Here is a 25,182-nt window from a genome sequence, read left to right on the forward strand (position 1 = left end):
GATGGCGAAGGGGGTCATCCTTCTAGCTGCTGGCGGAACGGGCGGACATCTGTTCCCGGCCGAGGCGCTGGCACATGAGCTCAAGGCGCGCGGCTGGGCGGTACATCTGGCCACCGACGACCGCGCCGAGCGCTTTGCCGGGCAGTTCCCGGCGACCGCCATCCATCCGATCCAGTCGGCGACGATGGGCTCGAAGAATCCTTTTGCCATGCTCGCCGCGTTTTGGAAAATCTGGCGCGGGGTGCGGCAGGCGTCGGCCGTCATCGCCAGCATCAAGCCCGCCATAGTGGTCGGCTTCGGCGGCTATCCGACACTGCCGCCGCTTTACGCGGCGACCCGGCGCAAGGTGCCGACGCTGATCCACGAGCAGAATGCGGTGATGGGCCGCGCCAATCGGGCGCTCGCCGGCCGCGTCGACGCCGTTGCCGGCGGGTTCCTGCCGGAAGACATCAGTGCCACTGGCGCCAAGACGGTGACCACCGGCAATCCGGTCAGGCCGCAAGTGTTGGAAGCAGCGAATACACCCTATGCTGCATCGGCCGGCGAAGAGCCGTTCCGGTTTCTGGTGTTTGGCGGCAGCCAGGGCGCGCAGTTCTTTTCCGATGCGGTGCCGGCGGCGATCGCCCGGTTTTCCGATGCACAGCGTAGGCGACTGGCGATCACGCAGCAGGCCCGCGCCGACGATGTGGCGCGGGTGGAAGCCGCCTATGCCGCGCTTGGCATCGAGGCCGAGGTGTCGCCCTTCTTCACCGACATGGCGGCGCGGCTCGCGGCGGCGCATCTGGTGATGTCGCGCTCCGGCGCGTCGACCGTATCGGAAATCGCGGTGATCGGCAGGCCGGCGCTGCTGGTCCCTTATCCGCACGCGCTCGACCACGACCAGGCGGCGAATGCGGCCGCCCTTGCCGCAGCGGGTGGCGCCGAGGTGCATCCGCAATCCACGCTTTCGGCGGAGCGGATCGCTGCGCTTGTCGGCGGGCTAATGGATGATCCAGGCAGGGCGGCGACAATGGCTGCGGCGGCGAAATCGTCCGGTAAACCGGATGCCGCGCGGTTGCTCGCCGATCTGACAGAGGCTATTGCGTCCAGGAAATCCGTTTCGGAATTCAGGAAGGAGACGCATTGATGAAGATGCCACAGACGATCGGCCTCGTGCATTTCATCGGCATTGGCGGCATCGGCATGAGCGGCATCGCCGAGGTGCTGCACAATCTCGGCTACAAGGTGCAGGGATCCGATCAGGCCGACAGCGCCAATGTGCAGCGGCTGCGCGACAAGGGCATCGAATGCTTCGTCGGCCACCAGGCCGAGAACCTCGGCGAGGCCGAAGTGGTCGTCGTCTCCACCGCAATCAAGAAATCCAACCCGGAGCTGAAGGCGGCGAGAGAGAAGTTGCTGCCGATCGTGCGGCGCGCCGAAATGCTAGCCGAGCTGATGCGCTTCCGGCAGGCGGTCGCGATCGGCGGCACGCACGGCAAGACAACGACGACTTCGATGGTGGCGACGCTACTCGATGCCGGCGGGCTCGACCCGACGGTGATCAATGGCGGCATCATCAATGCCTATGGCACCAACGCCCGCATGGGCGACGGCGAATGGATGGTGGTCGAGGCCGACGAGAGCGACGGCACCTTCCTCAAGCTGCCGGCCGAGATTGCCGTCGTCACCAATATCGACCCCGAACATCTCGACCATTACGGCTCCTTCGACAAAGTGCGCGAGGCGTTTCGCCAGTTCGTCGAGAACGTGCCGTTCTACGGCTTTGGCGTGATGTGCACCGACCATCCCGAGGTGCAGGCGCTGGTCGGCCGCATCGAGGACCGGCGCGTCATCACCTATGGCGAAAATGCGCAGGCCGACGTGCGCTTCACCAATCACCGCATGGACGGCCCAACCTCGGAATTCGACGTGGTGATCCGCGACCGCAAGACGCACGGCCAGATAACGATTGCCGGTCTGCGGCTGCCGATGCCCGGACGCCACAACGTTTCCAATGCGACGGCGGCGATTGCCGTCGCGCATGAGCTCGGCCTTTCGGCCGAGGCGATCAAGAAGGGCCTGTCGTCCTTCGCCGGCGTCAAGCGGCGTTTCACCCATACCGGTTCGTGGAACGGTGTCGATGTGTTCGACGATTACGGTCATCATCCGGTCGAGATCACGGCGGTACTGAAGGCGGCGCGCAGCGCCACCAAGGGCCGCATCATCGCCGTTACCCAACCGCATCGCTTCACTCGGCTGCGCGATCTGTTCGACGAGTTTTCCGTCTGCTTCAACGACGCCGATACGGTAATGGTGGCGCCCGTCTATGCGGCCGGCGAGGAACCGATCGACGGCGTTACGTCCGACGCACTGGTGTCGCGCATCCGCTCCGGCGGCCATCGCGACGCACGCTACATCGAAGGTCCGGCGGCGATTGCGCCGATCGTGCGCGAGGTGGCGAAGCCGGGCGATTTCGTCGTCTTCCTCGGCGCTGGCAACATCACCCAATGGGCCTATGCGCTGCCCAAAGAACTCGGCGGGACTATCTCATGATGCGCGGCCAGGCGTTGATCGACAAGCTTGGCGACCGGCTTGCCGGATTGCGCGGCCGCATCACGCCCAATGCCGAGATGGACAAGATCACCTGGTTTCGAGCCGGCGGGCTCGCGGAGGCATTGTTCCAGCCGGCCGACGAGGACGATCTTGCCGCGTTCCTGAAGGCGGTGCCCGAGGAAATACCGCTGACCATCGTCGGCGTCGGCTCAAACCTGCTTGTCCGTGACGGCGGCATTGCGGGCTTCGTCATCCGGCTTTCGGCCAAAGGCTTTGGCGAGACCGAAGTGATAGCGCCGACCACGATCAAGGCGGGGGCCGCGACACCCGACAAGCGCGTTGCGGCCGTTGCCTACGAGGCCGGCATCGGCGGCTTTCATTTCTACCACGGCATTCCCGGCGCCATCGGCGGAGCGCTGAGGATGAACGCCGGCGCCAACGGTGTCGAGACGCGCGAGCGCGTGGTCGAGGTGCGGGCGCTCGACCGCAAGGGCAATGTGCATGTGCTGAGCAACGCCGACATGGGCTATGCCTATCGCCATTCAGCTGCGCCGTCCGGGCTGATCTTCACGTCGGCGCTGTTCGAAGGCGTTCCGGAGGACAAGGCGGCGATCAAGGCCGCGATGGATGCTGTCCAGAACCATCGCGAGACCGTGCAGCCGATCCGCGAAAAGACCGGTGGCTCGACCTTCAAGAATCCCGAGGGCACCTCGGCCTGGAAGGAAATCGACAAGGCCGGCTGCCGCGGCCTGATGGTCGGCGGGGCACAGATGTCGCCGATGCATTGCAACTTCATGATCAACACCGGGACCGCCACAGGCTACGAGCTTGAATATCTCGGTGAGACGGTGCGTGCGCGCGTGCTCGAAAGATCGGGCATCCGGCTGCAGTGGGAGATCAAGCGCATCGGCAATTTTCGGCCGGGCCATGCCGTCCAGGAATTTCTCGGGCAGCTGCTTTAGCGCAAGCCGAAGACCGTTGCCTCCGGACCTCATGAATTCACATTTTGCTGCCGTTTTTGCGGAAAGTGAATCCATCGGAATCGTAAGCACTTGCCAGCGAATCAACTCTCTGATTCTCTGCCCTGAAGCGTTTCCTGATTTGAGTCGTTTCGACGCGTTACTCGCGTTTCCGTCTGGGGGGCAACCTGCCGGGAGACTCGGACTCAATGTTGCGGAAACACGGGAGCAAAGCTGCTCGGCGTATTTGAGTGCGCGCGATGCTTTTCGGGCCATGCACGATGGTGCAGGCCTGCTGTGAGAGGAAATGACGGGGAATGACAAGCAAGCACGTGGCCGTCCTTCTGGGGGGATTCTCGTCCGAGCGGCCCGTGTCCCTGTCGTCGGGCAAAGCCTGCGCCGATACACTCGAGGGGGAGGGCTACCAGGTCACCCGGGTCGACGTCTCGCGCGACATCAGCTCGGTGCTCGTCGAGCTCAAGCCCGACGTCGTCTTCAACGCGCTGCACGGCCCCTTCGGCGAGGACGGCACCATCCAGGGCATCCTCGAGTATCTGGCCATTCCGTACACCCATTCCGGCGTGCTTGCCTCGGCGCTCGCGATGAACAAGGAACAGGCCAAGAAGGTCGCCAAGGCGGCCGGCATTCCGGTAGCGGAATCGAAGGTGGCCAATCGCTTCGCCATCCAGAACAAGCACCCGATGAAGCCGCCCTATGTGGTCAAGCCGGTCAACGAAGGATCGAGCTTCGGCGTCGTCATCGTGCATGAAGGCCAGTCGCATCCACCGCAGATCATCGGCTCGTCCGAGTGGAGATATGGCGATACGGTGATGGTCGAGCGTTATGTGCACGGGCGAGAATTGACGTGCGCGGTGATGGGCGATGTGGCGCTCGGTGTCTGCGAGATCATCCCGACCGGCCATTCCTTCTACGACTATGATTCAAAATACGTCGCGGGCGGATCAAAACACGAATGCCCGGCAAAACTTTCACCGAATATTTACCAAAAAATACAGACACTGACGCTCAAGGCTCACCAAGCTATCGGCTGTCGGGGCGTTTCCCGGTCGGACTTCCGTTATGACGATCGTCACTCCGAAAACGGTGAAATTGTCTGGCTCGAGGTCAACACCCAGCCGGGTATGACGCCGACGTCTTTGGTGCCGGAAATCGCCGCGCAAGCGGGACACTCGTTCGGCGATTTGTTGAGTTGGATGGTGGAGGACGCTTCGTGTCTGCGTTGAAGTGGGGACAGGGCAAGGGGAAGGGCGCGGCCGGGCCGGTGCTGTTCGGCATGCCGTTGTCGTTCGACCATTTCGTGCTGCCACGCCTGCTCCGCCGGCCGGTGCGTGTGCTGGCGCGCCTCGGCGAGGGCGATTTCGAAGCGCCGCCCTATTGCGCTGCCATCCTGTCGGCGGCACTGCTTATTTCGAGCAGCGCCTATGGCGCCTATCTCGGCGGGCATGCCGACGCCATCGTCCAGAGTGTCACCGCCCGCACCGGTTTTGCCGTCGACCAGGTCAAGGTCGTCGGCAACCGCGAAACCTCCGAGATCGATATTCTCGACAGGCTGGAACTCGACGGCTGGACCTCGCTGATCGGCTTCGATGCCGAAGCTGCGCGCGAACGCATCACCACGCTGCCCTGGGTCGAAGCCGCGGCAGTGCGCAAAGTCTACCCGCATACGCTGGAAGTGCGCGTCGAGGAGCGCGAGCCGTTCGCGCTGTGGCAGCAAGGGAGCGCGCTTTCGGTCATCGAGAAATCCGGCACCGTGATCGCGCCGTTCTCCGGCGGCAAGCAGATATTGCTGCCGCTGATCATCGGCACCGGCGCACCGGCCAAGGCGCCGGATTTCCTGGCCAGGATCAAGAATTATCCGGAGCTTGCCGCGCGGATCAAAGGCTATATCCGCATCGGCGAACGGCGCTGGGATCTCAAGCTTGAGAATGGCATCACCGTCAAGCTTCCCGAAGACGGTGAGGACCAGGCGATTGCCGACCTGGTCAGGATGGACCACGAGAACGGGCTTTTGACGCGCGACATCGCAGCCGTCGACATGCGCCTTTCCGACCGTCTGGTCGTCCAGTTGACGCCGGAAGCGGCGACGCAGCGCGAGGCTGCGCTTAACGAAAAGCCCAAGATGCTGAAGCGCAAGCCGGAGACGAAGATATGAGCTGGCTTGGCGGCAACAGCGATGCCTCGTCGCGCCGGTCCGGCATCCTGACGGTGCTGGATGTCGGTTCCAGCAAGGTCTGCTGCGTGGTGGCCAAGCTCAAGCCGCGCGACGATGGCAAGCTGCTGCGCGGACGCTCGCATCGCATCCAGGTGATCGGCATCGGCCACCAGAAATCGCAAGGCGTGAAATCGGGCGTCGTCATCGATCTCGACCGTGCCGAGCACGCCATCCGTCTTGCCGTCGACGCCGCCGAACGCATGGCGGGACTGACGGTCGATTCGCTGATCGTCAACATGACCGCCGGCCGGCTGAAGAGCGAGGCTTTTTCGGCCACCATCAATCTCGGCGGTCATGAAGCAGACGAGGCCGACATCAAACGCGTGCTTGCCGCCGGCGCCAAGCAGGCGCTGCGGGCTGAGCGCGAGGTGATCCATTCGCTTCCCGTGGCCTTTTCGCTGGATGCCGAGCGCGGTGTGCGCGATCCGCGCGGCATGGTTGGCGACCAGCTTGGCGTCGACATGCACGTGCTGACAGGCGACGCGGCGCCTCTGCGCAATCTGGAGCTCTGCATCAACCGCTCGCATCTCTCGGTCGAGCGCATGGTGGCGACACCCTATGCCAGCGGGCTAGCCGCCCTGGTCGACGACGAGCTCGAAATGGGCGCGGCCTGCATCGACATGGGCGGCGGCACGACGACGATCTCGGTATTTTCGGAAGGCAAGTTCGTCCACGGCGACGCCATCGCGATTGGCGGCAACCACGTCACGCTGGATATGGCCAAGGGCCTATCGACCTCGCTCGATGCCGCTGAAAGGCTGAAAGTGATGCATGGCTCGGCGCTGCCAGGAAGCGCCGACGACCGCGACCTGGTCTCGATCCATCCGATCGGCGAGGACGGCGAGGTGCCGTTGCAGATCCCGCGCTCGGTGATGACGCGCATCATCCGCGCCCGCATCGACGAGACGCTGGAACTGCTGCGCGACCGGCTGAACAAGTCCGGCTACGGCAATGCCGTCGGCAAGCGTGTGGTGCTGACCGGCGGCGCCAGCCAGCTTGCCGGCCTGCCCGAAGCAGCACGCCGCATTCTCGGCCGCAATGTACGTATTGGCCGCCCGCTCGGCGTGGCAGGCCTGCCCGAGGCGGCCAAGGGGCCGGCTTTCTCGACCCCGGTCGGACTTCTGATCTACCCGCAGATGGCGAGCTTCGAGAGCCGCCCGGCGAAGGGAATTTCCGGTCTTCGGATGACCGGAACAGGCGGAAAACTGCATCGAATGAGTCAGTGGTTGAGAGACAGTTTTTAATTTGACGGGGACAGCCCCATAGGCGGCCGCGGCGGCGAAGCGGCGGGAAAGGCAAAGGACGAAGACAATGACCATCAATCTGCAGAAGCCGGACATCACCGAGCTCAAGCCGCGCATCACCGTGTTTGGTGTCGGCGGCGGCGGCGGCAATGCCGTCAACAACATGATCACCGCCGGCTTGCGCGGCGTCGAGTTCGTGGTGGCCAACACCGACGCGCAGGCACTGACGATGTCGAAGGCCGAGCGGCTGATCCAGCTCGGTGCGCATGTCACCGAGGGTCTCGGCGCCGGATCGCAGCCTGAAGTCGGGCGCGCGGCGGCGGAAGAGTGCATCGACGAGATCATCGATCATCTCTCGAACACGCATATGTGCTTCGTCACCGCCGGCATGGGCGGCGGCACCGGCACCGGGGCGGCGCCCGTGGTCGCGCGCGCTGCCCGCGAAAAGGGCATCCTTACCGTCGGCGTCGTCACCAAGCCGTTCCACTTCGAAGGCCAGCGCCGCATGAAGACGGCCGACATGGGTATCGAGGAACTGCAGAAATGTGTCGATACGCTGATCGTCATTCCCAACCAGAACCTGTTCCGGCTGGCCAATGACAAGACGACCTTCGCCGACGCCTTCGCCATGGCCGACCAGGTGCTCTATTCGGGTGTCGCCTGCATCACCGACCTGATGGTCAAGGAAGGCCTGATCAATCTCGACTTCGCCGACGTCCGCTCGGTCATGCGCGAAATGGGCAAGGCGATGATGGGAACCGGCGAGGCTTCGGGCGAGGGCCGCGCAATGGCCGCCGCGGAAGCCGCCATCGCCAACCCGCTGCTCGACGAGACCTCGATGAAGGGCGCCAAGGGCCTGCTGATCTCGATCACCGGCGGCCGCGACCTGACACTGTTCGAAGTCGACGAGGCCGCAACCCGCATTCGCGAAGAGGTCGACCAGGACGCCAACATCATTCTGGGCGCCACCTTCGATGAGGAACTCGAAGGCGTTATCCGCGTGTCGGTGGTCGCCACCGGCATCGACAAATCGGCGGCCGAAATCGCTGCAGCGCCGATCGCCATCCGCACGGCTCCGCCGAAGCCGGTCAGCCGCCCGGCGACTCAGGTCACGGAAATGCGCCCGGCGCCTGTCCAGCAGCCGATCTATGAACCACGTGCTGCCGATCCGGTCGCCGAGGCCATTCAGCTCGCCGAGGCGAATGCGGCAGCGATGGCGCAGGCCCGCCCGGCACCGGTCGCGCATTCGGAAGACTTCCGTCCGCAGAGCAAGATCTTCCAGGCGCCTCCCGCTCAGCCGCAGCCGATGATGCAGCCAGTGGTTCAGCAAGCGATGCAGCCGGCTCCGCATCGTGAAATGCCGCAGCCGATTGCCGCGGCACCCCAGCGCATGCCGCGGGTAGAGGATTTCCCGCCGCAGGTGAAGGCTGAAGTGGAAGCCAAGGCCCGCCCGGCCGACCACGAGAACAGCGGCCCGATGGGCTTGCTCAAGCGCCTGACCAACGGCCTAACCCGCCGCGAAGAGGAACCTGCACGGCTGCAGCCGGCGCAGCCGCGCGAACCGAAACTGCGCCAGGCGCCGGCGGAAGTGCGCCGCCTAGCCAGCCAGGATCCGCAGCTTTACGCGCCGCGCCGCGGCCAGCTGGACGAGCAGGGCCGACTGACGCCGCAGAGCCGGGCTGTCCAGGAAGACGATCAGCTGGAGATTCCCGCCTTCCTGCGCCGGCAGGCCAATTGATCTGTTGACGGTTCGTAACAGTTGTTAACAGGCGAGCAGGAAACTGTTCGCCTGTTAATATTAAAAGCGATTTTAAAACAAGGACTTATGGGGCAATCCCGCGCTGGACCGCAGTTACAAAGAGTAAGAAACCGTGATTTGGAGTCTCCCTGTGGGACCATTATCTTCGCCACCGACCAAAGTCGGTTTGCTGGGAGTCTCGGGGAAGTGGCCCTGCCTGCCGATCAATCAAGAGCCGCGCCCTTAGGGCAGATGAAGCGGACCTAGGCAGTACGGGCTATGGGGATTGTTTTGCACGACTATCAGACGACACTTAAATCGCGTGCGACGCTGACTGGTATCGGCGTCCATAGCGGCAATCCGGTCACCGTCCATTTCCTGCCGGCAGATGCCGATACGGGTATCGTCTTCCAGCTTTCGAATGCAAGCGGAAGCCACGAATTTCGCGCGCTCGTTTCCGAGGTCGGTGCCACCGACCTCTGCACCATGCTTGGCGATCCGCAAGGCGAGCACATTGCCACGGTCGAGCATCTGATGGCGACGCTCTTTGGGCTTGGGATCGACAATCTCGTCATTGAAATCGACGGCCGTGAGGTGCCTATCCTCGACGGCAGCGCGGTCATGTTCATCGAGGCCATGGACCAGGCAGGCATCGAAACGCTGCCGGTCAAGCGTCGCTACATCAGGGTGGTCAAGCCGGTTCGCATCGAGAACGGCGCCTGCTGGGCGGAGTTCAGGCCCTATGATGGCACGCGCTTCGAGATCGAGATCGATTTCGAAAGCCCGGCGATCGGCCGCCAGCTTTTCGCATCTGATATGAATGCCGACATTTTCCGCCGCGACGTCGCGCGGGCCCGCACTTTCGGGTTCATGAAGGACGTCGAGCGGCTATGGGCAGCTGGCTACGCGCTCGGCTCCTCGCTGGAGAACTCGCTGGTGATCGGCGATGACAACCGCGTGATCAACATGGGAGGCCTGCGCTATCCCAACGAGTTCGCGCGGCACAAGACGATGGATGCAATGGGCGACCTGGCGCTCGCCGGTGCCCGGTTTATCGGCTGCTTCCGCTCCTATCGTGGTGGCCACAGGCTGAACGCCGCGGCGCTGCGCCGTCTCTTGTCCGACCGTTCGGCTTTCGAGATCGTCGAGACGACGCGCCGCGAGCGCGGCCGTGCCGCTGAGATGAGCGCCGTCAATGCCCCCCTCTTTGCGCCCTGGATGATCTGATTCTTAACGTTTTTGCGGCTCTTATTGCGATCAGCTGTGTTGCAAGGATGCATCACTGGCCGGCCAAATCGCACAGCTTTCCAGGTGGCGCCAAACCGCCACAAAAATGTGCGATTGGCCGGGGATAGCGTTGCCGGGCAAGGCGGTTATGGTTTATGGCTGCTGCCGTCGACTGAAATGACGCCGAAAGGGCGGAATCCAATCATGTTTTTCAAGCGAGTTGGTCAATCGAAGGCGCCGCGGCGGGCTGTTTTCCTGGCGCTTTCGGTCGTCGTTCCATCGCTGTTTCTGTCGGCCTGCATGTCGTCCGAGAAGGACGTCGATCTATCGACCTATGTCGATCAGACCGAGCCGGCCGACGTGCTCTATAATCAGGGTCTCGCCAATCTGAATGCCGGGCGCCTGCAGGAGGCAAGCCGCAAATTCGATGCCGTCGACCGCCAGCATCCGTATTCGGAATTCGCCCGCAAATCGATGGTGATGGGCGCCTTTGCCGACCACCGTCAGGGCAATTACGACGAGGCGATTGGTTCGGCCAAGCGCTACCTGACCCTTTACCCGTCGACCGACGATGCAGCCTATGCCCAATATATTATCGGGCTGAGCTACTACCGCCAGATCAAGGACGTCACCCAGGACCAGAAGGAAGCGCGTCTTACCGTGCAGACGATGCAGGACCTGGTGACGCGCTGGCCCACGTCCGAATATGCCGACGACGCCAAGGAGAAGATCCGCTTCGCCAACGATCAGCTCGCCGGCAAAGAGATGCAGATCGGCCGCTATTATCTCGAGCGCCGCGAGTACATCGCAGCCGTCAAACGATTCCGCAACGTGGTGGAGAACTATTCCAACACACGCCATGTCGAGGAGGCGCTGGCGCGTCTGACCGAGAGCTACTACGCGATGGGGCTGACGTCGGAAGCGCAGACCGCCGCGGCCGTGCTCGGCACCAACTATCCCGACAGCCAGTGGTACAAGGACTCCTATAAGCTCCTGCAGAGTGGTGGGCTCGAGCCGCGCGAGAATGCCGGATCGTGGATCTCCAAGGCCGGGAAGCTGATCACCGGCGCCTGAGCGGCGCGTCACCATGCTCTCCAGGCTGTCGATCCGCGATATCGTTCTGATCGAGAAGCTGGACATCGACTTCTCGTCCGGCCTTTCGGTGCTGACCGGCGAAACCGGCGCCGGAAAGTCCATCCTGCTCGACGCCTTGTCGCTGGCGCTTGGCGCCCGCGGCGACGCCTCGCTGGTGCGGCATGGCGCGGCACAAGGCCAGATCATCGCTGTGTTCGACGTGCCGCGCAACCACCCGGCCCGTATGCTGCTCGCCGAGAACGCCATCGAGGACGACGGCGACATCATCCTGCGCCGCGTCCAGACGGCGGACGGCCGCACGCGCGTTTTCGTCAACGACCAGCCGTCCAGCGTGACGCTGATGCGCGACGTCGGCCATGCGCTGGTCGAGATCCACGGCCAGCACGACGAGCGCGCTTTGGTCGATCCCGGTGCGCATCGGGAATTGCTGGACAGCTTCGGCGGTCATCTGGGCGCCGCGCGTGCAACAGGCGAGGCGTGGCGGCACTGGCGCGCCTGCGAGCAGGAATTTTCACGGCACCGGGCCAAAGTCGAGGCGGCTTCCCGCGAGGCCGATTATCTGCGTGCGGCGGTCGCCGAATTGACCAGGCTCGATCCGCAACCGGGTGAAGAGACCGAGCTCGCCGACCTGCGCGCCTCGATGATGCGTGCCGAAAAGATCGCCTCGGAAATCCACGATGCGCAGGATGTGCTCTCGGGCCCGTCCTCACCCTTGCCGCAGTTGGCCAGCCTGCTCAGGCGGCTGCAGCGCAAGGTGACGGAAGCGCCCGGCTTGCTTGAAGAGGTCGTCAAATCGCTCGACGAGGCGATGCTGTCGCTCGACGCGGCGCAGTCGGGCGTGGAAGCAGCACTTCGCGCCACTGAATATGATCCGCAGCGGCTGGAGAAGGCCGAGGAGCGGCTGTTTGCGCTGCGTGCCGCCTCGCGCAAGCACAGCGTCGCTGTCGACGATCTGGCGCAACTGCGCGACACCATGGCGGCCGACCTTACCGATCTCGACGCTGGCGAAGAGCGCCTGCATGCGCTGGAGAGACAGGCTGCAGCTGCGCGTCAGGCCTATGACATTACGGCGGCCCAGCTGTCGTCGCTTCGCCATGCGGCGGCCGCAGGGCTGACCAAGGCGGTAATGGCCGAACTGCCGGCGCTGAAGCTCGAACGGGCTGAGTTCATCGTCGAGATCGCAAGCGATGCCGGGAGCCGCATGGAAGAAGGCATCGACCAGGTCGAGTTCTGGGTGCACACCAACCCCGGCACCCGGCCCGGCCCAATGATGAAGGTCGCTTCCGGCGGCGAGCTTTCGCGCTTTCTGCTGGCACTCAAGGTGGCGCTGGCCGATCGCGGCTCGGCGCCGACCCTGGTCTTCGACGAAATCGACACCGGGGTAGGCGGCGCGGTTGCCGACGCCATCGGCCAGCGGCTGGCGCGGCTGGCAAAGCGCGTGCAGGTGCTTTCGGTCACGCACGCGCCGCAAGTGGCGGCGCGCGCCGCGACGCATTTCCTGATCTCCAAGTCAGGCGGGGCCGACCGGGTGTCGACCGGCATCGCCGAGATGGACCGGGCGGCGCGGCAGGAGGAGATCGCGCGCATGCTCGCCGGCGCCACCATCACCGACGAGGCGCGCGCGGCGGCCGAGCGCTTGCTGCGGGAGAACATCGCGGCAGCGTAGAGCGGTTCATCACGCCGAACCGCTCTACCTCTTTGTTTTGCGCAATTCCGGACGGAAAACCGTTTCACACTTTTCCTGGAATTGCTCTAGACGAGTTCGTTTCCGGCGCTCGTGACCTGAGTCAGGGTCTGGCTCCATCCTGCTGTTCAGGAATGATTTCCGTGTCTGATCTCTCCCTCATGAGAGAATCCTGTTCTATTGTGTCGCGCCACCGTGGAGGGAGCAGTGTATGGACGAAAAACCAGTCGATTCGCTCAGCGAAAGCGAGGCGGCAAGCGAGTTGAAGCGGTTGGCGCAGGAGATCGCCGAGCACGACCGGCGCTACCACGGCGAGGACGCGCCGATAATCACGGACGCGGAATATGACGCGCTGACGCGGCGCAACCTCGCCATCGAACAGCGCTTCCCCGCTTTGGTGCGCGAGGATTCGCCCTCACGCAGGGTCGGCGCACCGCCGGCGGAAGGCTTTGCCAAGGTGCGTCATGCGGTGCCGATGCTCAGCCTCGCCAAGGCCTATACCGACCAGGACGTCACCGATTTCATTGTACGTGGCCGGCGGTTCTTTGATCGCGACAAGGATCTGGACATCGCCTTCACAGCTGAGCCGAAGATCGACGGGCTGTCGGCTTCGCTGCGTTATGAAGGTGGTGTGTTCGTGCAGGGAGCAACGCGCGGCGACGGCGCCGTTGGCGAGGACATCACCGCCAATCTGAGGACCATCGCCGACATTCCCAAGACCTTGAATGGATCGGGCTGGCCCGAGGTCATCGAAATACGCGGTGAGGTCTATATGACCTACGCGGAATTCGAGGCGTTGAAGCAGCGGTCGGCGGCGCTCGGCGGCCAGGACTACGTCAATCCGCGCAATACCGCGGCCGGGTCGCTCCGTCAGAAAGACCCGTCCGTTACCGCCAGCCGCAACCTCAAGTTCTTTGCCTACGCCTGGGGCTTTACCACAAAGGATCCGGCTCCGACCCAATACGATTCCGTGCAAAAATTCGCGGAGTGGGGATTCAAGGTCAGCCCGCTGATGGTCCGGGCAAGATCGGTCGAGGAACTGGTCGCGCATTATCACCTGATCGAGACCCAGCGCTCATCACTGGGCTACGACATCGACGGCGTCGTCTACAAGGTCGATCAGCTGGAATTGCAGCGCAGATGGGGTTTCGTCACTGGCGAACCGCGCTGGGCCATCGCCCACAAATTTCCGGCCGAACAGGCGATGACAACCGTGCTCAGGATCGACATTCAGGTGGGCCGTACCGGTACGCTGGCGCCCGTTGCCCGGCTTGCACCCGTCACGGTCGGCGGCGTAGTGGTCGAAAACGTCACGCTTCACAACGAAGATTACATCAAGGGTCTGGACAGCAACGGCCAGCCGATCCGCGACGGCTATGACGTGCGTATCGGCGACACAGTGGTCATCCAGCGGGCAGGGGACGTCATTCCGCAGATCGTCAGCGTCGTAGCCGATAAGCGTCCGCCAGATGCCGTGCCCTACGAATTCCCGCACAAATGTCCGATCTGCGGCTCACCCGCAACGCGCGAGATCAACGAGAAGACCGGCAAGGAGGATTCCCGCCGCCGCTGCACCGGCGAACTGATCTGCCCTGCGCAGGCCGTGGAAGGATTGCGCCATTTCGTGTCACGCGGCGCCATGGATATCGAAGGCCTGGGCGCTGAAAACATAGATCTGTTCTTCAACGCCGGGTTGATCAAGACAGCCGCCGATATCTTTACGCTCAGGGATCGTCGTCCCGCCGTTACCAAGGCGCTGGCCGAGCGGCGGGAAGAGCAGGCCAGGCAGCGTGAGGCCGCGTCGGGCAAGACGCGCAAGAATGTACGCAGTGTCGAGGAACGCAACTACGACGGCCTCGACAAGCTCTTCGCTGCCATCGACGCTCGCCGCGAACCGGAACTCGATCGCTTCATCTTTGCGCTGGGCATCCGCCATATCGGCGAAACGACGGCCGCTGTGCTTGCCCGAACCTTCTCGACGATCGAGGAGTTGATCCGCATTGGCAAGGAGACAGCAGCGGCAGCCGATCCACACACCGTTTTTCCTTCGATCAACGGCATCGGCGATACGGTGATAGGTGCGCTTCGCGATTTCTTCGGCAATGAACGCAACGACGCCGTGCTTGAAGCGCTGCTCACACAGGTCCACCCGAAGCCATACATCGTGAACGTCTCAGCCGATAGTGCGGTCGCCGGCAAGACAATCGTGTTTACAGGCACGCTGGAAAAGATGACGCGCCCCGAGGCCAAGGCGATGGCCGAACGTCTCGGCGCGAAGGTCGCCGGCTCGGTTTCTGCGAAGACCGATCTCCTGGTAGCGGGGCCGGGCGCCGGTTCCAAGCTGAAGGACGCGACCAAATTCGGCATCGAGGTGATCGACGAGGACACCTGGTTGCAGCGGATCGGCAAGGGCGCGTGATGGCGGCTGCGTTCAACGGTTTTGGGCAAAAGGCCATTCCCTTCCTCAAGGCGCTGGATTTTCATCAGAGCCGGGAGTGGTTTTTGGAAAACCGCGACCTTTTCGAACGGGATCTGCGCGACCCCTTCGGCGATCTGGTCGAAACGCTCTCCGAGCGCTTCACGGCCGCGGCGCTCGGCCTGCGCGGCGACCGCAAGAAGTCGCTGTTCCGGATTAATCGCGATGTGCGTTTCGCCAAGGACAAACGGCCTTATAACCGGCATTTGTCGGCGATCCTTTCGCCTGACGGCACCAAGATGGAACAGGGCGTGTTTTACGTCCATATCGGGCTCGATCGCTGCTTTGCCGCCGTTGCCTGGTGGCAGCCCGGACCGGAGCTATTGCTGGCGCTGCGCAACGCGATCGCGAAGCGGCCGGCTGAATTCCGCACCCTCGTCGCGGCGCTGAAGAAGAACGGCCTCGAGCTCGACCCGGACGGCTGCATGAAGCGCACGCCGCGCGGCTTCGAGCATATCGCCGAGCCTGATCTCGCTGCCGCGATCCGCAATCGGCATTTTGCCGTCCGGCACGCAGTCGAGCCGGCGGATATTTATGGAGCTGGATTGGTCGACGAACTCGTCGACTTCGTCATGCGGGCAAAACCGCTGCTCGACTGGGGCAGGGCGATCGAAGGCAAGGCTTCGCCGCGCTAGCGGATAAATCAGACAGTCAAATGCGCCGCGCAGTGTAGAGGCTGGTGGTCATGTTGCGGGTTATGGAGCCTTGGAACTCGTCGCGGACGATGCGACCCAGCTCCGCCAGGATTGCTTCGCGGTCGCTGCGGATGTTGATGTTGGAAAAAGTGGCATAGAGGGCCACCGTCTGGTCAGGATCGAGGACGAGCGACCAGACACTTGTCCGATGTTCGATGGAATCGAACGCGCCGGTTCGCTCCAGCGCCGCCGCGCGGGCCTCGGCATCAAGGGCGAACGGAATACCATTTGAGCCCGCCGAAGGGCTCGAAGGCCCTTCAAGCAGTGCCTTCGTCGCATCATGAAAGGGATCGGGGCGACTGTTGTCGCCGAATACATTCCAGACCATTGCCCACCAGCCGCCCGGCCGAAGCAGCTCGGCGACCTTGACCAGCGCGGTGTCCTCATCCAGCCAATGAAAGGCAGTGGCGCTGACGCCGAGATCAAAACCGGCCTTCTCAAGGACGGCATCCTCAAACGCAGAGACGCTCACCGAGAGCGCCTTGTCCTGAATAGTCTCGCAAAGGAAAGTCGCGAGGCGAGAATCCGGCTCGATGGCGAGCATCGGGCTCGCGCCCAGTTCGAGTAAGCGGCGCGTAGCAGTTCCTGTACCTGCGCCAATCTCGAACGTCGCCGTGCCAGGGGCGAGACGGCACCGTTCACATAGAATTTCGAATACCCAATCAGGATAGCCAGGCCGCGTCGCGTGATAGCTGCCGGGATCGGCGCCGAAGGCCAGGCGGCCGAATTTTGGATCGATGAAAAATTCGCTCATTGCAACCACCTCTGGGGAACCACCTCTGGCCTTGGGTCTGTGGCCGCCACTTTTGGCAAGGACCGATGGGCGCCAACGGATATGCCCTCCCAGGTGCCAAGCGTCTGATTTTTATCCACTGGGCACTGGAGCGCCTTGCCGCCCGCCTCAGCCATCACTTCCGCTGATCATTTGCCTCAATCGAATTGGTGTGACAAGGAGGGCGGCCCTCCCTACATACGACCGTCCCGAGGAGGCGATTGATGTCGGCGGAAGCAATCTCCGAAAACAGTGCGAAAAGCGATTTCTGGGACGGCGTGCGGCTCAGCATGCCCGTCGTGGTGGCATCGGCGCCGTTTGCATTGCTGTTCGGGGCGCTCGCAGTCGACAACGGGTTTTCCGTGCTCGAAGCGTTCCTGATGAGCGCAACGGTGTTCGGCGGCGCCAGCCAGATGGTAGGCATCGAGCTGTTCGGCCAGCATGTCGCGCCGTGGCTGATCGTGCTGTCGATCTTCGCGGTGAATTTTCGCCACGTGCTCTATTCGGCCGGTATCGGCCTGCGCATCGCGCATTGGCCACTGATCCAGCAGGCGATAGGCTATTTCGTGCTCACTGATCCGCAGTTCGCGATGGCCGAGCGCAAGGCGGAGGCCGGCGAAACCGTCGGGTTTACCTGGTATATGGGGCTTGGGCTGCCGGTCTATGTGTTCTGGGTCATCGAAAGCGCGCTCGGCGCGATGTTCGGCAAGCTTATTCCCGACACCCATGTGCTGGGCATCGACTTCCTGCTGCCGATCTATTTTCTCGGCCTGGTCATGAGCTTCCGCAAGCGGCCGCTGTGGCTGCCGGTGGTCATCGCCAGCGCTGCCGCCTCCATCATTGCGTACAAAACCGTCGGCTCGCCCTGGCATGTCTCCATAGGTGCGCTGGCCGGCGTGCTGCTCGCCGTCATCCTGCCGCCCCGCCACAGCGGCGTGGAGACACGGCCATGAGCACGACCTTGTGGATCATCGTCGCCGCTTCGATCGCGACCTATCTGACCCGCATCGGCGGTCATCTGGTGATCTCACGCTTCGACCATATCCATCCGCGCGTCGAGGCCGGGCTCAGCGCCGTGCCGGCGGCGGTGCTGACCACGCTGGTGGCGCCGGCGGCGCTCAGCGCCGGACCGGCGGAATGGGCAGCCTTGATTGTTGCCGGCCTGGTCTCGCTGCGCGGCGGGCTGATGGCGATGTTCCTGGCGGGTGCTGCCGTGCTGATCCTTGCGCGGCAGCTCGTCGGGTAGTGGACCGACGGAGTACGCCTGTCTTCCTGCCAGATCGCCGCTCTATGGTATTTTGCCGTCCATCTTCGGGAAGAGAATGACACTCTCCTGTGCGGTCGGTTCGTTGCGGGCGCCAATAAAGGTGGCCGGCGTGCTTGCCCGGTTCACGGCAACGTGAAGCACGTTGGCGGGAATGTAGAGATAGTCGCCGGGATGCACGAGGTCGCGAAACTGCAGTTCGTCCCCGCTCCACATCTCCAACTCGTCTCCGCTCAGCATATAAAATGCTGTTTCGTGGCGCGCATGGACATGGGCTTTGGTCCGCTTGCCCGGCGGGATTGAGGCGACGCCCAGCCAAAGGGCCTTCGCTCCGACGGTCTCAGCACTTATTCCCGGCAGATAGTCCGACCCCTGTTCGGCCCGATAAGCCTCGCCGCCCCTAACAACCAAAGCCTTTCCCTCGCTGGGCGCAGCACTGTCCATTGCGGCCGGCTGTTTCAACATCATCATCTTGAACCTCCATTTGTGTTAGTCTGTGCGAAGGACGGCCAGAATGATCAGTCCCCCGTCCGAAGTCCTTAACAGGAGGCGAAAAGTTCCGAATTCTTCCGAAGCCGGAAAGCGAGATGCTTCAGCACCGCGACGCTTCGCGTTCGGGCCGTTCGTGCTCGACCTGCTGCGCGGGACGCTTGTTCGCGAGGGCAAGCCAGTTGCGGTCGGGCAAAAAGGCTTGTCGTTGCTTCAGGCCTTGGTGGAGGCACCGACGCAGGCGCTGAGCAGGACGGCCCTCATGCAGGCCGCCTGGTCCGATGCCGTCGTCGAGGAAAGCAATCTTTCGGTGCAGATTGCCGCCCTGCGCAAGCTACTCGGCCCGCAGCCGGACGGCAGCGAATGGATCGCCACCGTCCCCCGCACCGGATATCGCTTCGCCGGCAGTGTTCATGTGCTTGACCCCGCTGCAGACGATGCGCTTCCGAGCCAACTGGCGGGTCTCTCCGAAAGGGCGTCCATTGCGGTGTTGCCGTTCGCCAATGTCAGCGGCGACAGGGAACAGGCCTATCTGGCTGACGGCATCACCGAGGACATCATCACCGCGCTGACAAGGTTCCGATGGTTCCGGGTGATCGGGCGCAATTCCAGCTTCGTCTATAAGGACAAGTCGGTCGACTCCAAACAGGTGGCCCGCGAGCTTGGCGCCCGTTATGTCTTGGAAGGAAGTGTGCGCCGGTCCGGCCAGCAGATCCGGGTCTCGACGCAACTGGTCGATGCCGCCTCGGCCAATCAGATCTGGGCCGAACGATACGAGATGGAACTGACGGAGGCGTTCGCCGTCCAGGATGCCATAGCCGAGCGGGTGGCTGGTGCGATCGAACCCGAACTGCTCAAGACGGAGTCGCTCCCAGCCGTTGGACGCAACAGCGGAAATGCGACGGCCTGGGACCTGGTGCGGCAAGGTACCTGGCATTTTCACCACGTCGGCCGTCAAACTCACTTGCGTGGCCGCGAGTTATTTCGGCTGGCGTGCAAGCTCGATCGTGAACTCGCAGAGGCCCATCTCTGGCTCGGTCGGGTGAGCGCCGGCATCGTCGCTTACGGCTGGAGCGACAAGCCGGCACAGGATATCCGAGAAGGCCTGGATGCAGCCCTGAAGGCGGTTCGGCTCGACGAGAAAAATCCCTATTCGCATTATGCGCTCGCCATCTGCAGCATCTATGCCAATGCGCAGGAACAAGCCGTTCTTGCTGCGGAAAGAGCGATCGAGATCAGCCCAAGTTTCGCCCTTGGTCATCTGGCTATGGGAATGGGGCAGCTTTTCCGCGGCAGCGCATCCGAAGCGATAGCGCCGCTCGAACACGGCCTTATGTTGAACCGGTACGATCCGCAGAACTTCGTCTGGTTTAATGTCCTGGCGCTCGCTTATCTATTTGCGGGGCAGGCAAACGAGGGGCTCGTCGCGGCGATTGAGGCTCGCAAGGTCGGTCCCACGTGGCGACCCACCTATGAAACACTCGCCTGCTGCTACGTCTCGCTTGGCCGTCTGCCGGAGGCAAGATCTTGCGTCGAACTGATGCGGGAGATGGAGAACCCTACAGGCGATGCCTTGGCGCCGCTCAGGCTGCGCAATCCACATTGGGCAGACCAGATGGCGGATCTGTTGAAGAAAGCCGGTTGGCAGCAGTAAGGCTGCGGTCAATCCCCTGCAGATTGGCGTCGTCTGTGTGATGTCGGTCACGCAGTTGTTGGGCAGCACAAGCCAGGTCGGCTTCGCACTCAGGGTGATGCTGGGGTCCGGTCGATAGCCGACCCACCGCCATTGCGAAAATCACCACTTCTGATCGTGCGGCTTCGCCGCAGCGCTCATCTGCGCTGCAAACCATGTAATAGCTCCTGCCCAGCCAGCAGGTTTCTTGAATATCGACGCGACCTGCGACAGGCTCAGCCGGATCGCCTCCGCTCTCTCCTGGTGGGCGCGCCGCACGGCGCCGCTATAGAGCGCTTCACGCTGCTTTGGCGTCAATGCGCTTAGATCGATCGGCTGGATGCCGAAGGGCTCGGGCGACATTTCCATCTCCCCCTGGTTTGCCGTTTTGATAGGCAGCTACACCGACGATTTACGGGAAAGGGCTAATCAGCTAAAATGAATAATTAAGATCGTTACGTTCTCCAGGAGAGATGTATGGATTTGGCCGATCTGCGCATCTTCCGCACGGTGGTGCGCGAGGGCGGAATCACCAGGGCAGCGGAAAAACTGTTTCGCGTGCAATCGAACGTGACCACACGCATCCGGCAGCTCGAGGAGGATCTCGGCGTGCAGCTGTTTATCCGGGAGGGCAAGCGCCTGCACGTATCGCCGGCCGGTCACAAATTGGTCGGCTATGCGGATCGGCTGCTGGCGCTTGCGGAGGAGGCGCGAACGGCGATGCTCGATCCACGCCCGCGCGGCACGCTTCGCCTAGGTGCCATGGAGAGCACCGCCGCGGCACGGCTTCCAAGTCTGCTCGCCGACTATCACGCACGTTATCCCGAAGTGGAAATCCAGTTGCGCACCGGCAACCCGCAGGTTCTCGCGACCGCCATGCTTGCCGGCGAACTCGATGCAGCCTTCGCCGCCGAGCCGATCGCCGACGCTCCGTTCGAAAAGCAGTCAGCATTCCAGGAGCAACTGGTCATTGTCTCGGCGGCATCGCGCGTTTCGATCGACGACCGCCTGGACATGCCCAAAACCATGATAGCCTTCGAGCACGGCTGCCCGCACCGCAAGCGGCTGGAACAATGGTACGCGCGCAGAGGGTTCATGGCCGAGAAAACCATCGAGCTTGGTTCATACCATGCCATCCTTGGTTGCGTGGTGGCTGGCATGGGCATAGCGCTGATGCCGAAAAGCGTGCTTTCGGGTTTCCCGGAGAGCCGCTGGCTAAAGCTGCACGAACTGCCCGCTGACGAAGACAACGCCGTTACGGTGTTGTTCTGGCGCAAGGGAGCCGGTTCTTCCAACGTCACGGCTTTGCAAGAACTGCTTGCGGAGCAAAGCCTGTCAACCGGCGTTGCCGCCGCCGCTATTGCTTGAAGTCGTGCGGCAGCGGGGCGGTTGCCTTTTCCAGCCAGGCCAGCGTCTCGCCGTCGAGCATCGGTCCGATCTCGGCCAGCACCCGCGCGTGGTATTCGTCGAGCCAATGCAACTCGTCACGCGTCAACAGATCCGACCGGATCAGCCGCTTGTCGATCGGCGCCAGCGTCAGCGTCTCGAAGCCATGCATGGCGATGTCACCGCCTTCGACCATCTCAGCCGGAGTGACCAGGACAAGATTTTCGATGCGGATGCCGTAAGAACCTTCCTTGTAATAGCCGGGCTCATTGGAGACGATCATGCCGGCCAGCAGCTTTTCGGTGCCGGTCTTGGCGATACGCTGCGGGCCCTCATGTACGGCAAGATAGGAGCCGACACCGTGCCCGGTGCCATGGGCGAAATCGCAGCCGTGTCTCCATAGCGCCAGGCGCGCCACTGCATCGAGTTCGGAACCGCGCGTGCCTGGGGGAAAGCGCAGCATGGAGATGCCGATCATGCCTTTCAGCACCAGCGTGAAGCGTTCGCGCATCTCCTCGGCCGGCGTACCGATCGGCACTGTGCGGGTGATGTCGGTGGTGCCGTCCTGGTACTGTCCGCCGGAGTCGAGCAGGAACAGCTCGCCATGCTCCAGTTTGCGATTGGTGGCGCGGGAGACGCGATAGTGCATGATGGCGCCGTTGGGGCCGGCGCCGGAGATTGTGTCGAACGAGACGTCGCGCAGTGGCATCTGTGTTTCGTCGCCGGTTTGCCGGCGCGTCTCCTCGAGCCTGGTGACAACGGTGATCTCGTCGAGCGTGCCGGGTTCCTGACGGTCGAGCCAGCACAGCAGCTTGGCGACCGCGGCTCCGTCACGGCGATGCGCGGCGCGGGCGCCGGCGATCTCCGCTTTGTTCTTCGTTGCGCGTGGGATGCGGGCCGGATCCGGTGCGGCAGTGACGGTGCCGCCATTGTCCTCGACCAGCATGCTGAGCTTCTCCGCCGCCAGAGCGGGGTCCAGCGCGATTTTTGCACCGCCCTTGGCCAGGGTGACGATCGCTGTTTCGAATTCACCGGGTTCGTGCAATTCGGCGAGCTGCGTCAGATAGGCTGCGACGGTGCGTGAGAACTTGCGCTGGTCCATGAAAAGCAGATGCGATCCGTCGGCGGCGAGCACGGCAAAGCCGAGCGCCAGCGGTGTGTGCGGCACGTCGCCACCACGGATGTCGAAGGCCCAGGCGATGGAGGAGGGGTCGGTCAATACGGCATGGGTGGCGCCCTCCTTCTCGATGGCTGCCGCCAGCCGGACCAACTTGTCCTTGGCCAGTTCGCCGGCAAAGCCGATCGGGTGGATCTCGACCGGCGCCAGTGGCGGCCCGGGCTGGTCCTGCCAAATGGCGTCGATCGGATTTTGTTCGAGCGGCACCAGTATCGCGCCGGACTTGACGGCCGAGGCCCTCAGCGCCTTGACGTCGCTGATCGTATGCAGCCATGGATCGAAGCCCAACCGCACGCCCTTGCCGAGATTGTCCTTGATCCAGTTGGCCGGCGGGTTGTCGACAAGGCTCTCGATCGAAAAGATGTCGAGATCAACCTCCTGGCGCACCTGCAGCGTGTAGCGCCCGTCGACAAACATGGCGGCGCGCTTGCCAAGCACAATGGCGACGCCGGCCGAGCCGCTGAAGCCGGTCAGCCATTTCAGCCGTGCCGAGCGGTCGGCGACATATTCGCCCTGGTGCTCATCGGCGCGGGGCACGATGAAGCCGTCCAGCCCATTCGCCGCCAACCATTGGCGTAGCATTGCCACGCGCGGCTTGCCAACGGCCGGATCGCCGGCGGAATCGAAGGTCTGGAACATGTGGGCTCTCCTCGAATGCTGGCGCGACCGTAGCGCATGACCTCGAAAATCGGAATCGATTTTCGGAACGATCATGCCTGGTCGCGACAGCCTCTTTTTGCGCATGGAGGCCATGCAGAATCGGCGATTTCAAAAAGCGTCAGCAAGGCTTACCTTCTTAACGTGGAGGAACGTGTCTTATTGCCTGCAAAGGAGACCATCATGTCCACGATTTCAGCCAGACGCGGATTTTTCAGAAGCGCTGTGAACGCGCTGATCGAAGCTCGCCAGCGCGAAGCGAGCCGGTATGTGAGCGGCGTTTTGCTTGGCTTTGATGACGAAACGCTGAAAGCTCACGGCTACGATCGCGAAGAGCTGAAGAAAGCGGCGAACTCTCGCTAGGTCCGAGCGGATGCGTTGAAGGCGCGGCGCCTCAGCGCTTGAGATGGATCGTCACCCAGCCTTCGCGGTGCAAGGTGCGGACGTGCCGGAATTTCTGGCCGACATAGGCCGCGATCACCGCGTCGCGCTGGCGCTCGAGAATGCCTGACAAAACGATCGAGCCACCGCGCGCGATATGCCCGGCCATTTGCGGCGCCAGCCGCATCAGCGGCCGCGCCAATATATTGGCAATTATCAGGTCGAAGGGCGCACGCGCGGCAAAGATCGGATGATGAAAACCGGGTGCAGCCACCGTTTCAATGAGCGCCTTGACATGGTTCAGCCGCGCATTGGCGGCGGCCACCTTGACGGCGACCGGGTCGATGTCGGTCGCCAGCACTGGAATATGAGCGAGCTTGGCCACCGCGATGGCGAGCACCGCGCTGCCGGTGCCAAGGTCGAGCGCGTTGCGCGGATGCTCGCGCTCTATGACCTGCTCCAGCATTTCGAGGCAGCCGGCGGTGGTGCCGTGATGGCCGGTGCCGAAGGCAAGGCCGGCCTCGATCTCGATGGCGAGCTCACCGCTGTGGCGCTTCCTGCGGTCATGCGCGCCATGGACGAAGAAGCGCCCGGCCCGCACCGGCTTCAACCCCTCCAGCGAGCGCGCCACCCAGTCGATGTCGGGCAGCGCTTCGCGCTCTATCGATTTCGACAGCGACAGTCCGGCAAGGATGTCCCTAAGCCGCGCCTCGACCGCATCGACGTTGTCGTCCGCATAGAGCGATACTTCGTGGATGTCGCGGTCCTCGTCGACCTCGAGCACCGCAACCGGCAGGCCCTCATCGTCGAACGCCGCACCGAGCGCCGCGAAGATGCGATCAGCCTCGATCTTGCCCGCGGTGAAATACAAACGCGTCTGCGTCATTACCGGATATGTCAACCTTCCGCCACCAGCCGTTTGAGCTTGGCGATGGCGGCGTCCGGGCTTTCGCCATAGGCAATGGTGCCGGCGAAATCGCCCTTGGCATTGAGCAGCAGCACCGAAGCGGTGTGGTCCATCGTGTAGTCGCCGTCGTTCGTGTCGACTTTCTTCCAGTAGATACCGAAGGACTTGGCCATGGCGTGGACCTTGTCGGGATCGCCGGTGATGCCGAGGATGCGATCGGAGAAATTGCTGACATAGGTGTTCATGATTTCGGGCGTGTCGCGCTCCGGGTCGACCGTAACGAAATAGGCGCGCAGGTTCTTGCCGTCGTCGCCCATCGTCTTCAGCCAGCCGGCCAACTCGAAAAGCGTGGTCGGGCAGACTTCCGGACAATGCGTGAAGCCGAAGAAGACGACGCTGGGGTGGCCGCGAAAGGCGGCTTCGGTGACCGGCGCGCCCTTCTGGTCGACCAGCGTAAACGGCGCTCCGAACGGCTCGCCGCCATAATGTCCGCGGTACCAGTCGAAGGTGAGCCAGCCGATGCCTGCGGCCATCAAGAGCAGAATGCCGACCAGAATTGAACGCATCATCAGTGAAAGTCCGTCGTGATTTCCA

The 25,182-nt window shown here is 63.1% G+C and carries 23 protein-coding genes; 17 read left to right on the forward strand and 6 right to left on the reverse strand.

Annotated features, from left to right (window positions below; all coding sequences use genetic code 11):
- Nucleotide 1: 1 nt before the first annotated feature.
- From murG to NKI22_RS13620, 12 genes are all read left to right on the forward strand, one after another.
- Nucleotides 2–1,126 carry an undecaprenyldiphospho-muramoylpentapeptide beta-N-acetylglucosaminyltransferase gene (gene murG / locus NKI22_RS13565; RefSeq protein ID WP_023721201.1) on the forward strand — a complete coding sequence of 375 codons (1,125 nt, stop codon included), beginning with the start codon at nucleotides 2–4 and terminating at the stop codon, nucleotides 1,124–1,126.
- The gene (gene murC / locus NKI22_RS13570; RefSeq protein ID WP_023721200.1) at nucleotides 1,126–2,532 is read left to right on the forward strand and encodes a UDP-N-acetylmuramate--L-alanine ligase; all 1,407 of its coding nucleotides are present in this window, start codon (nucleotides 1,126–1,128) and stop codon (nucleotides 2,530–2,532) included. Before murG ends, murC begins: the two co-directional genes overlap by 1 nt.
- Nucleotides 2,529–3,494 carry a UDP-N-acetylmuramate dehydrogenase gene (gene murB / locus NKI22_RS13575; RefSeq protein WP_031194586.1) on the forward strand — a complete coding sequence of 322 codons (966 nt, stop codon included), beginning with the start codon at nucleotides 2,529–2,531 and terminating at the stop codon, nucleotides 3,492–3,494. Before murC ends, murB begins: the two co-directional genes overlap by 4 nt.
- Nucleotides 3,495–3,808: 314 nt before the next feature.
- The gene (locus NKI22_RS13580; protein ID WP_023721198.1) at nucleotides 3,809–4,735 is read left to right on the forward strand and encodes a D-alanine--D-alanine ligase; all 927 of its coding nucleotides are present in this window, start codon (nucleotides 3,809–3,811) and stop codon (nucleotides 4,733–4,735) included.
- A complete protein-coding gene (locus tag NKI22_RS13585; RefSeq protein ID WP_023721197.1) occupies nucleotides 4,723–5,664 on the forward strand; it encodes a cell division protein FtsQ/DivIB in 942 nt (313 codons plus the stop codon). The genes NKI22_RS13580 and NKI22_RS13585 overlap by 13 nt, the downstream gene beginning before the upstream one ends.
- Nucleotides 5,661–6,968, forward strand: coding sequence for a cell division protein FtsA (ftsA, locus tag NKI22_RS13590; RefSeq protein ID WP_023721196.1), 1,308 nt, complete (start codon nucleotides 5,661–5,663; stop codon nucleotides 6,966–6,968). The genes NKI22_RS13585 and ftsA overlap by 4 nt, the downstream gene beginning before the upstream one ends.
- 67 nt (nucleotides 6,969–7,035) lie before the next feature.
- Nucleotides 7,036–8,706, forward strand: coding sequence for a cell division protein FtsZ (ftsZ, locus tag NKI22_RS13595; protein ID WP_352717182.1), 1,671 nt, complete (start codon nucleotides 7,036–7,038; stop codon nucleotides 8,704–8,706).
- Nucleotides 8,707–8,985: 279 nt separating this feature from the next.
- Complete coding sequence (gene lpxC / locus NKI22_RS13600; protein WP_352481535.1) at nucleotides 8,986–9,933, forward strand: UDP-3-O-acyl-N-acetylglucosamine deacetylase; 948 nt, start codon at nucleotides 8,986–8,988, stop codon at nucleotides 9,931–9,933.
- A gap of 204 nt (nucleotides 9,934–10,137) precedes the next feature.
- On the forward strand, nucleotides 10,138–11,007 hold the full coding sequence (locus NKI22_RS13605) for an outer membrane protein assembly factor BamD (RefSeq protein ID WP_352958505.1): 870 nt from the start codon (nucleotides 10,138–10,140) through the stop codon (nucleotides 11,005–11,007).
- Between the two features lie 13 nt (nucleotides 11,008–11,020).
- Complete coding sequence (recN, locus tag NKI22_RS13610) at nucleotides 11,021–12,694, forward strand: DNA repair protein RecN (RefSeq protein WP_352639779.1); 1,674 nt, start codon at nucleotides 11,021–11,023, stop codon at nucleotides 12,692–12,694.
- Between the two features lie 229 nt (nucleotides 12,695–12,923).
- The gene (ligA, locus tag NKI22_RS13615; protein ID WP_352639778.1) at nucleotides 12,924–15,131 is read left to right on the forward strand and encodes an NAD-dependent DNA ligase LigA; all 2,208 of its coding nucleotides are present in this window, start codon (nucleotides 12,924–12,926) and stop codon (nucleotides 15,129–15,131) included.
- A complete protein-coding gene (locus NKI22_RS13620; RefSeq protein WP_352639777.1) occupies nucleotides 15,131–15,823 on the forward strand; it encodes a DUF2461 domain-containing protein in 693 nt (230 codons plus the stop codon). Before ligA ends, NKI22_RS13620 begins: the two co-directional genes overlap by 1 nt.
- A 16-nt stretch (nucleotides 15,824–15,839) precedes the next feature.
- Here the strand turns inward: NKI22_RS13620 and NKI22_RS13625 are convergent, their stop codons facing one another.
- Complete coding sequence (locus NKI22_RS13625; RefSeq protein WP_352639800.1) at nucleotides 15,840–16,637, reverse strand: class I SAM-dependent methyltransferase; 798 nt, start codon at nucleotides 16,635–16,637, stop codon at nucleotides 15,840–15,842.
- Between the two features lie 242 nt (nucleotides 16,638–16,879).
- Between NKI22_RS13625 and NKI22_RS13630 the strand changes: the two genes are divergently transcribed.
- On the forward strand, nucleotides 16,880–17,608 hold the full coding sequence (locus tag NKI22_RS13630; RefSeq protein WP_352639776.1) for an AzlC family ABC transporter permease: 729 nt from the start codon (nucleotides 16,880–16,882) through the stop codon (nucleotides 17,606–17,608).
- The gene (locus tag NKI22_RS13635; protein WP_023721187.1) at nucleotides 17,605–17,901 is read left to right on the forward strand and encodes an AzlD family protein; all 297 of its coding nucleotides are present in this window, start codon (nucleotides 17,605–17,607) and stop codon (nucleotides 17,899–17,901) included. Before NKI22_RS13630 ends, NKI22_RS13635 begins: the two co-directional genes overlap by 4 nt.
- A gap of 42 nt (nucleotides 17,902–17,943) precedes the next feature.
- On the opposite strand, the gene NKI22_RS13640 is transcribed toward NKI22_RS13635, so the two are convergent.
- Nucleotides 17,944–18,390 carry a cupin domain-containing protein gene (locus NKI22_RS13640; protein ID WP_502895805.1) on the reverse strand — a complete coding sequence of 149 codons (447 nt, stop codon included), beginning with the start codon at nucleotides 18,388–18,390 and terminating at the stop codon, nucleotides 17,944–17,946.
- Nucleotides 18,391–18,544: 154 nt separating this feature from the next.
- Between NKI22_RS13640 and NKI22_RS13645 the strand changes: the two genes are divergently transcribed.
- Nucleotides 18,545–20,062 carry a winged helix-turn-helix domain-containing tetratricopeptide repeat protein gene (locus NKI22_RS13645; protein ID WP_352937442.1) on the forward strand — a complete coding sequence of 506 codons (1,518 nt, stop codon included), beginning with the start codon at nucleotides 18,545–18,547 and terminating at the stop codon, nucleotides 20,060–20,062.
- 141 nt (nucleotides 20,063–20,203) lie between these two features.
- Here NKI22_RS13645 and NKI22_RS13650 read toward each other — a convergent pair whose 3' ends face one another.
- On the reverse strand, nucleotides 20,204–20,443 hold the full coding sequence (locus NKI22_RS13650; protein ID WP_352481531.1) for a hypothetical protein: 240 nt from the start codon (nucleotides 20,441–20,443) through the stop codon (nucleotides 20,204–20,206).
- Nucleotides 20,444–20,557: 114 nt separating this feature from the next.
- Between NKI22_RS13650 and NKI22_RS13655 the strand changes: the two genes are divergently transcribed.
- Entirely contained in the window at nucleotides 20,558–21,448 is an 891-nt protein-coding gene (locus NKI22_RS13655; RefSeq protein ID WP_352717188.1) for a LysR family transcriptional regulator, read from the forward strand.
- Here NKI22_RS13655 and NKI22_RS13660 read toward each other — a convergent pair.
- Nucleotides 21,438–23,282: an aminopeptidase P family protein gene (locus NKI22_RS13660; RefSeq protein ID WP_352639770.1), complete on the reverse strand. Its 1,845-nt coding sequence runs from the start codon at nucleotides 23,280–23,282 to the stop codon at nucleotides 21,438–21,440. The genes NKI22_RS13655 and NKI22_RS13660 overlap by 11 nt on opposite strands.
- A gap of 36 nt (nucleotides 23,283–23,318) precedes the next feature.
- Between NKI22_RS13660 and NKI22_RS13665 the strand changes: the two genes are divergently transcribed.
- Entirely contained in the window at nucleotides 23,319–23,663 is a 345-nt protein-coding gene (locus NKI22_RS13665) for a hypothetical protein (protein ID WP_348633244.1), read from the forward strand.
- A 31-nt stretch (nucleotides 23,664–23,694) separates the two neighbouring features.
- On the opposite strand, the gene NKI22_RS13670 is transcribed toward NKI22_RS13665, so the two are convergent.
- Entirely contained in the window at nucleotides 23,695–24,567 is an 873-nt protein-coding gene (locus tag NKI22_RS13670) for a 50S ribosomal protein L11 methyltransferase (RefSeq protein ID WP_023721180.1), read from the reverse strand.
- A gap of 11 nt (nucleotides 24,568–24,578) precedes the next feature.
- Nucleotides 24,579–25,157 (reverse strand): SCO family protein, encoded by a 579-nt coding sequence (locus NKI22_RS13675; protein WP_023721179.1) that lies wholly within the window; start codon nucleotides 25,155–25,157, stop codon nucleotides 24,579–24,581.
- Nucleotides 25,158–25,182: the final 25 nt, after the last annotated feature.

Origin of the sequence: Mesorhizobium sp. M0778 (genome assembly GCF_040320105.1) — a bacterium.
GTDB lineage: Bacteria > Pseudomonadota > Alphaproteobacteria > Rhizobiales > Rhizobiaceae > Mesorhizobium.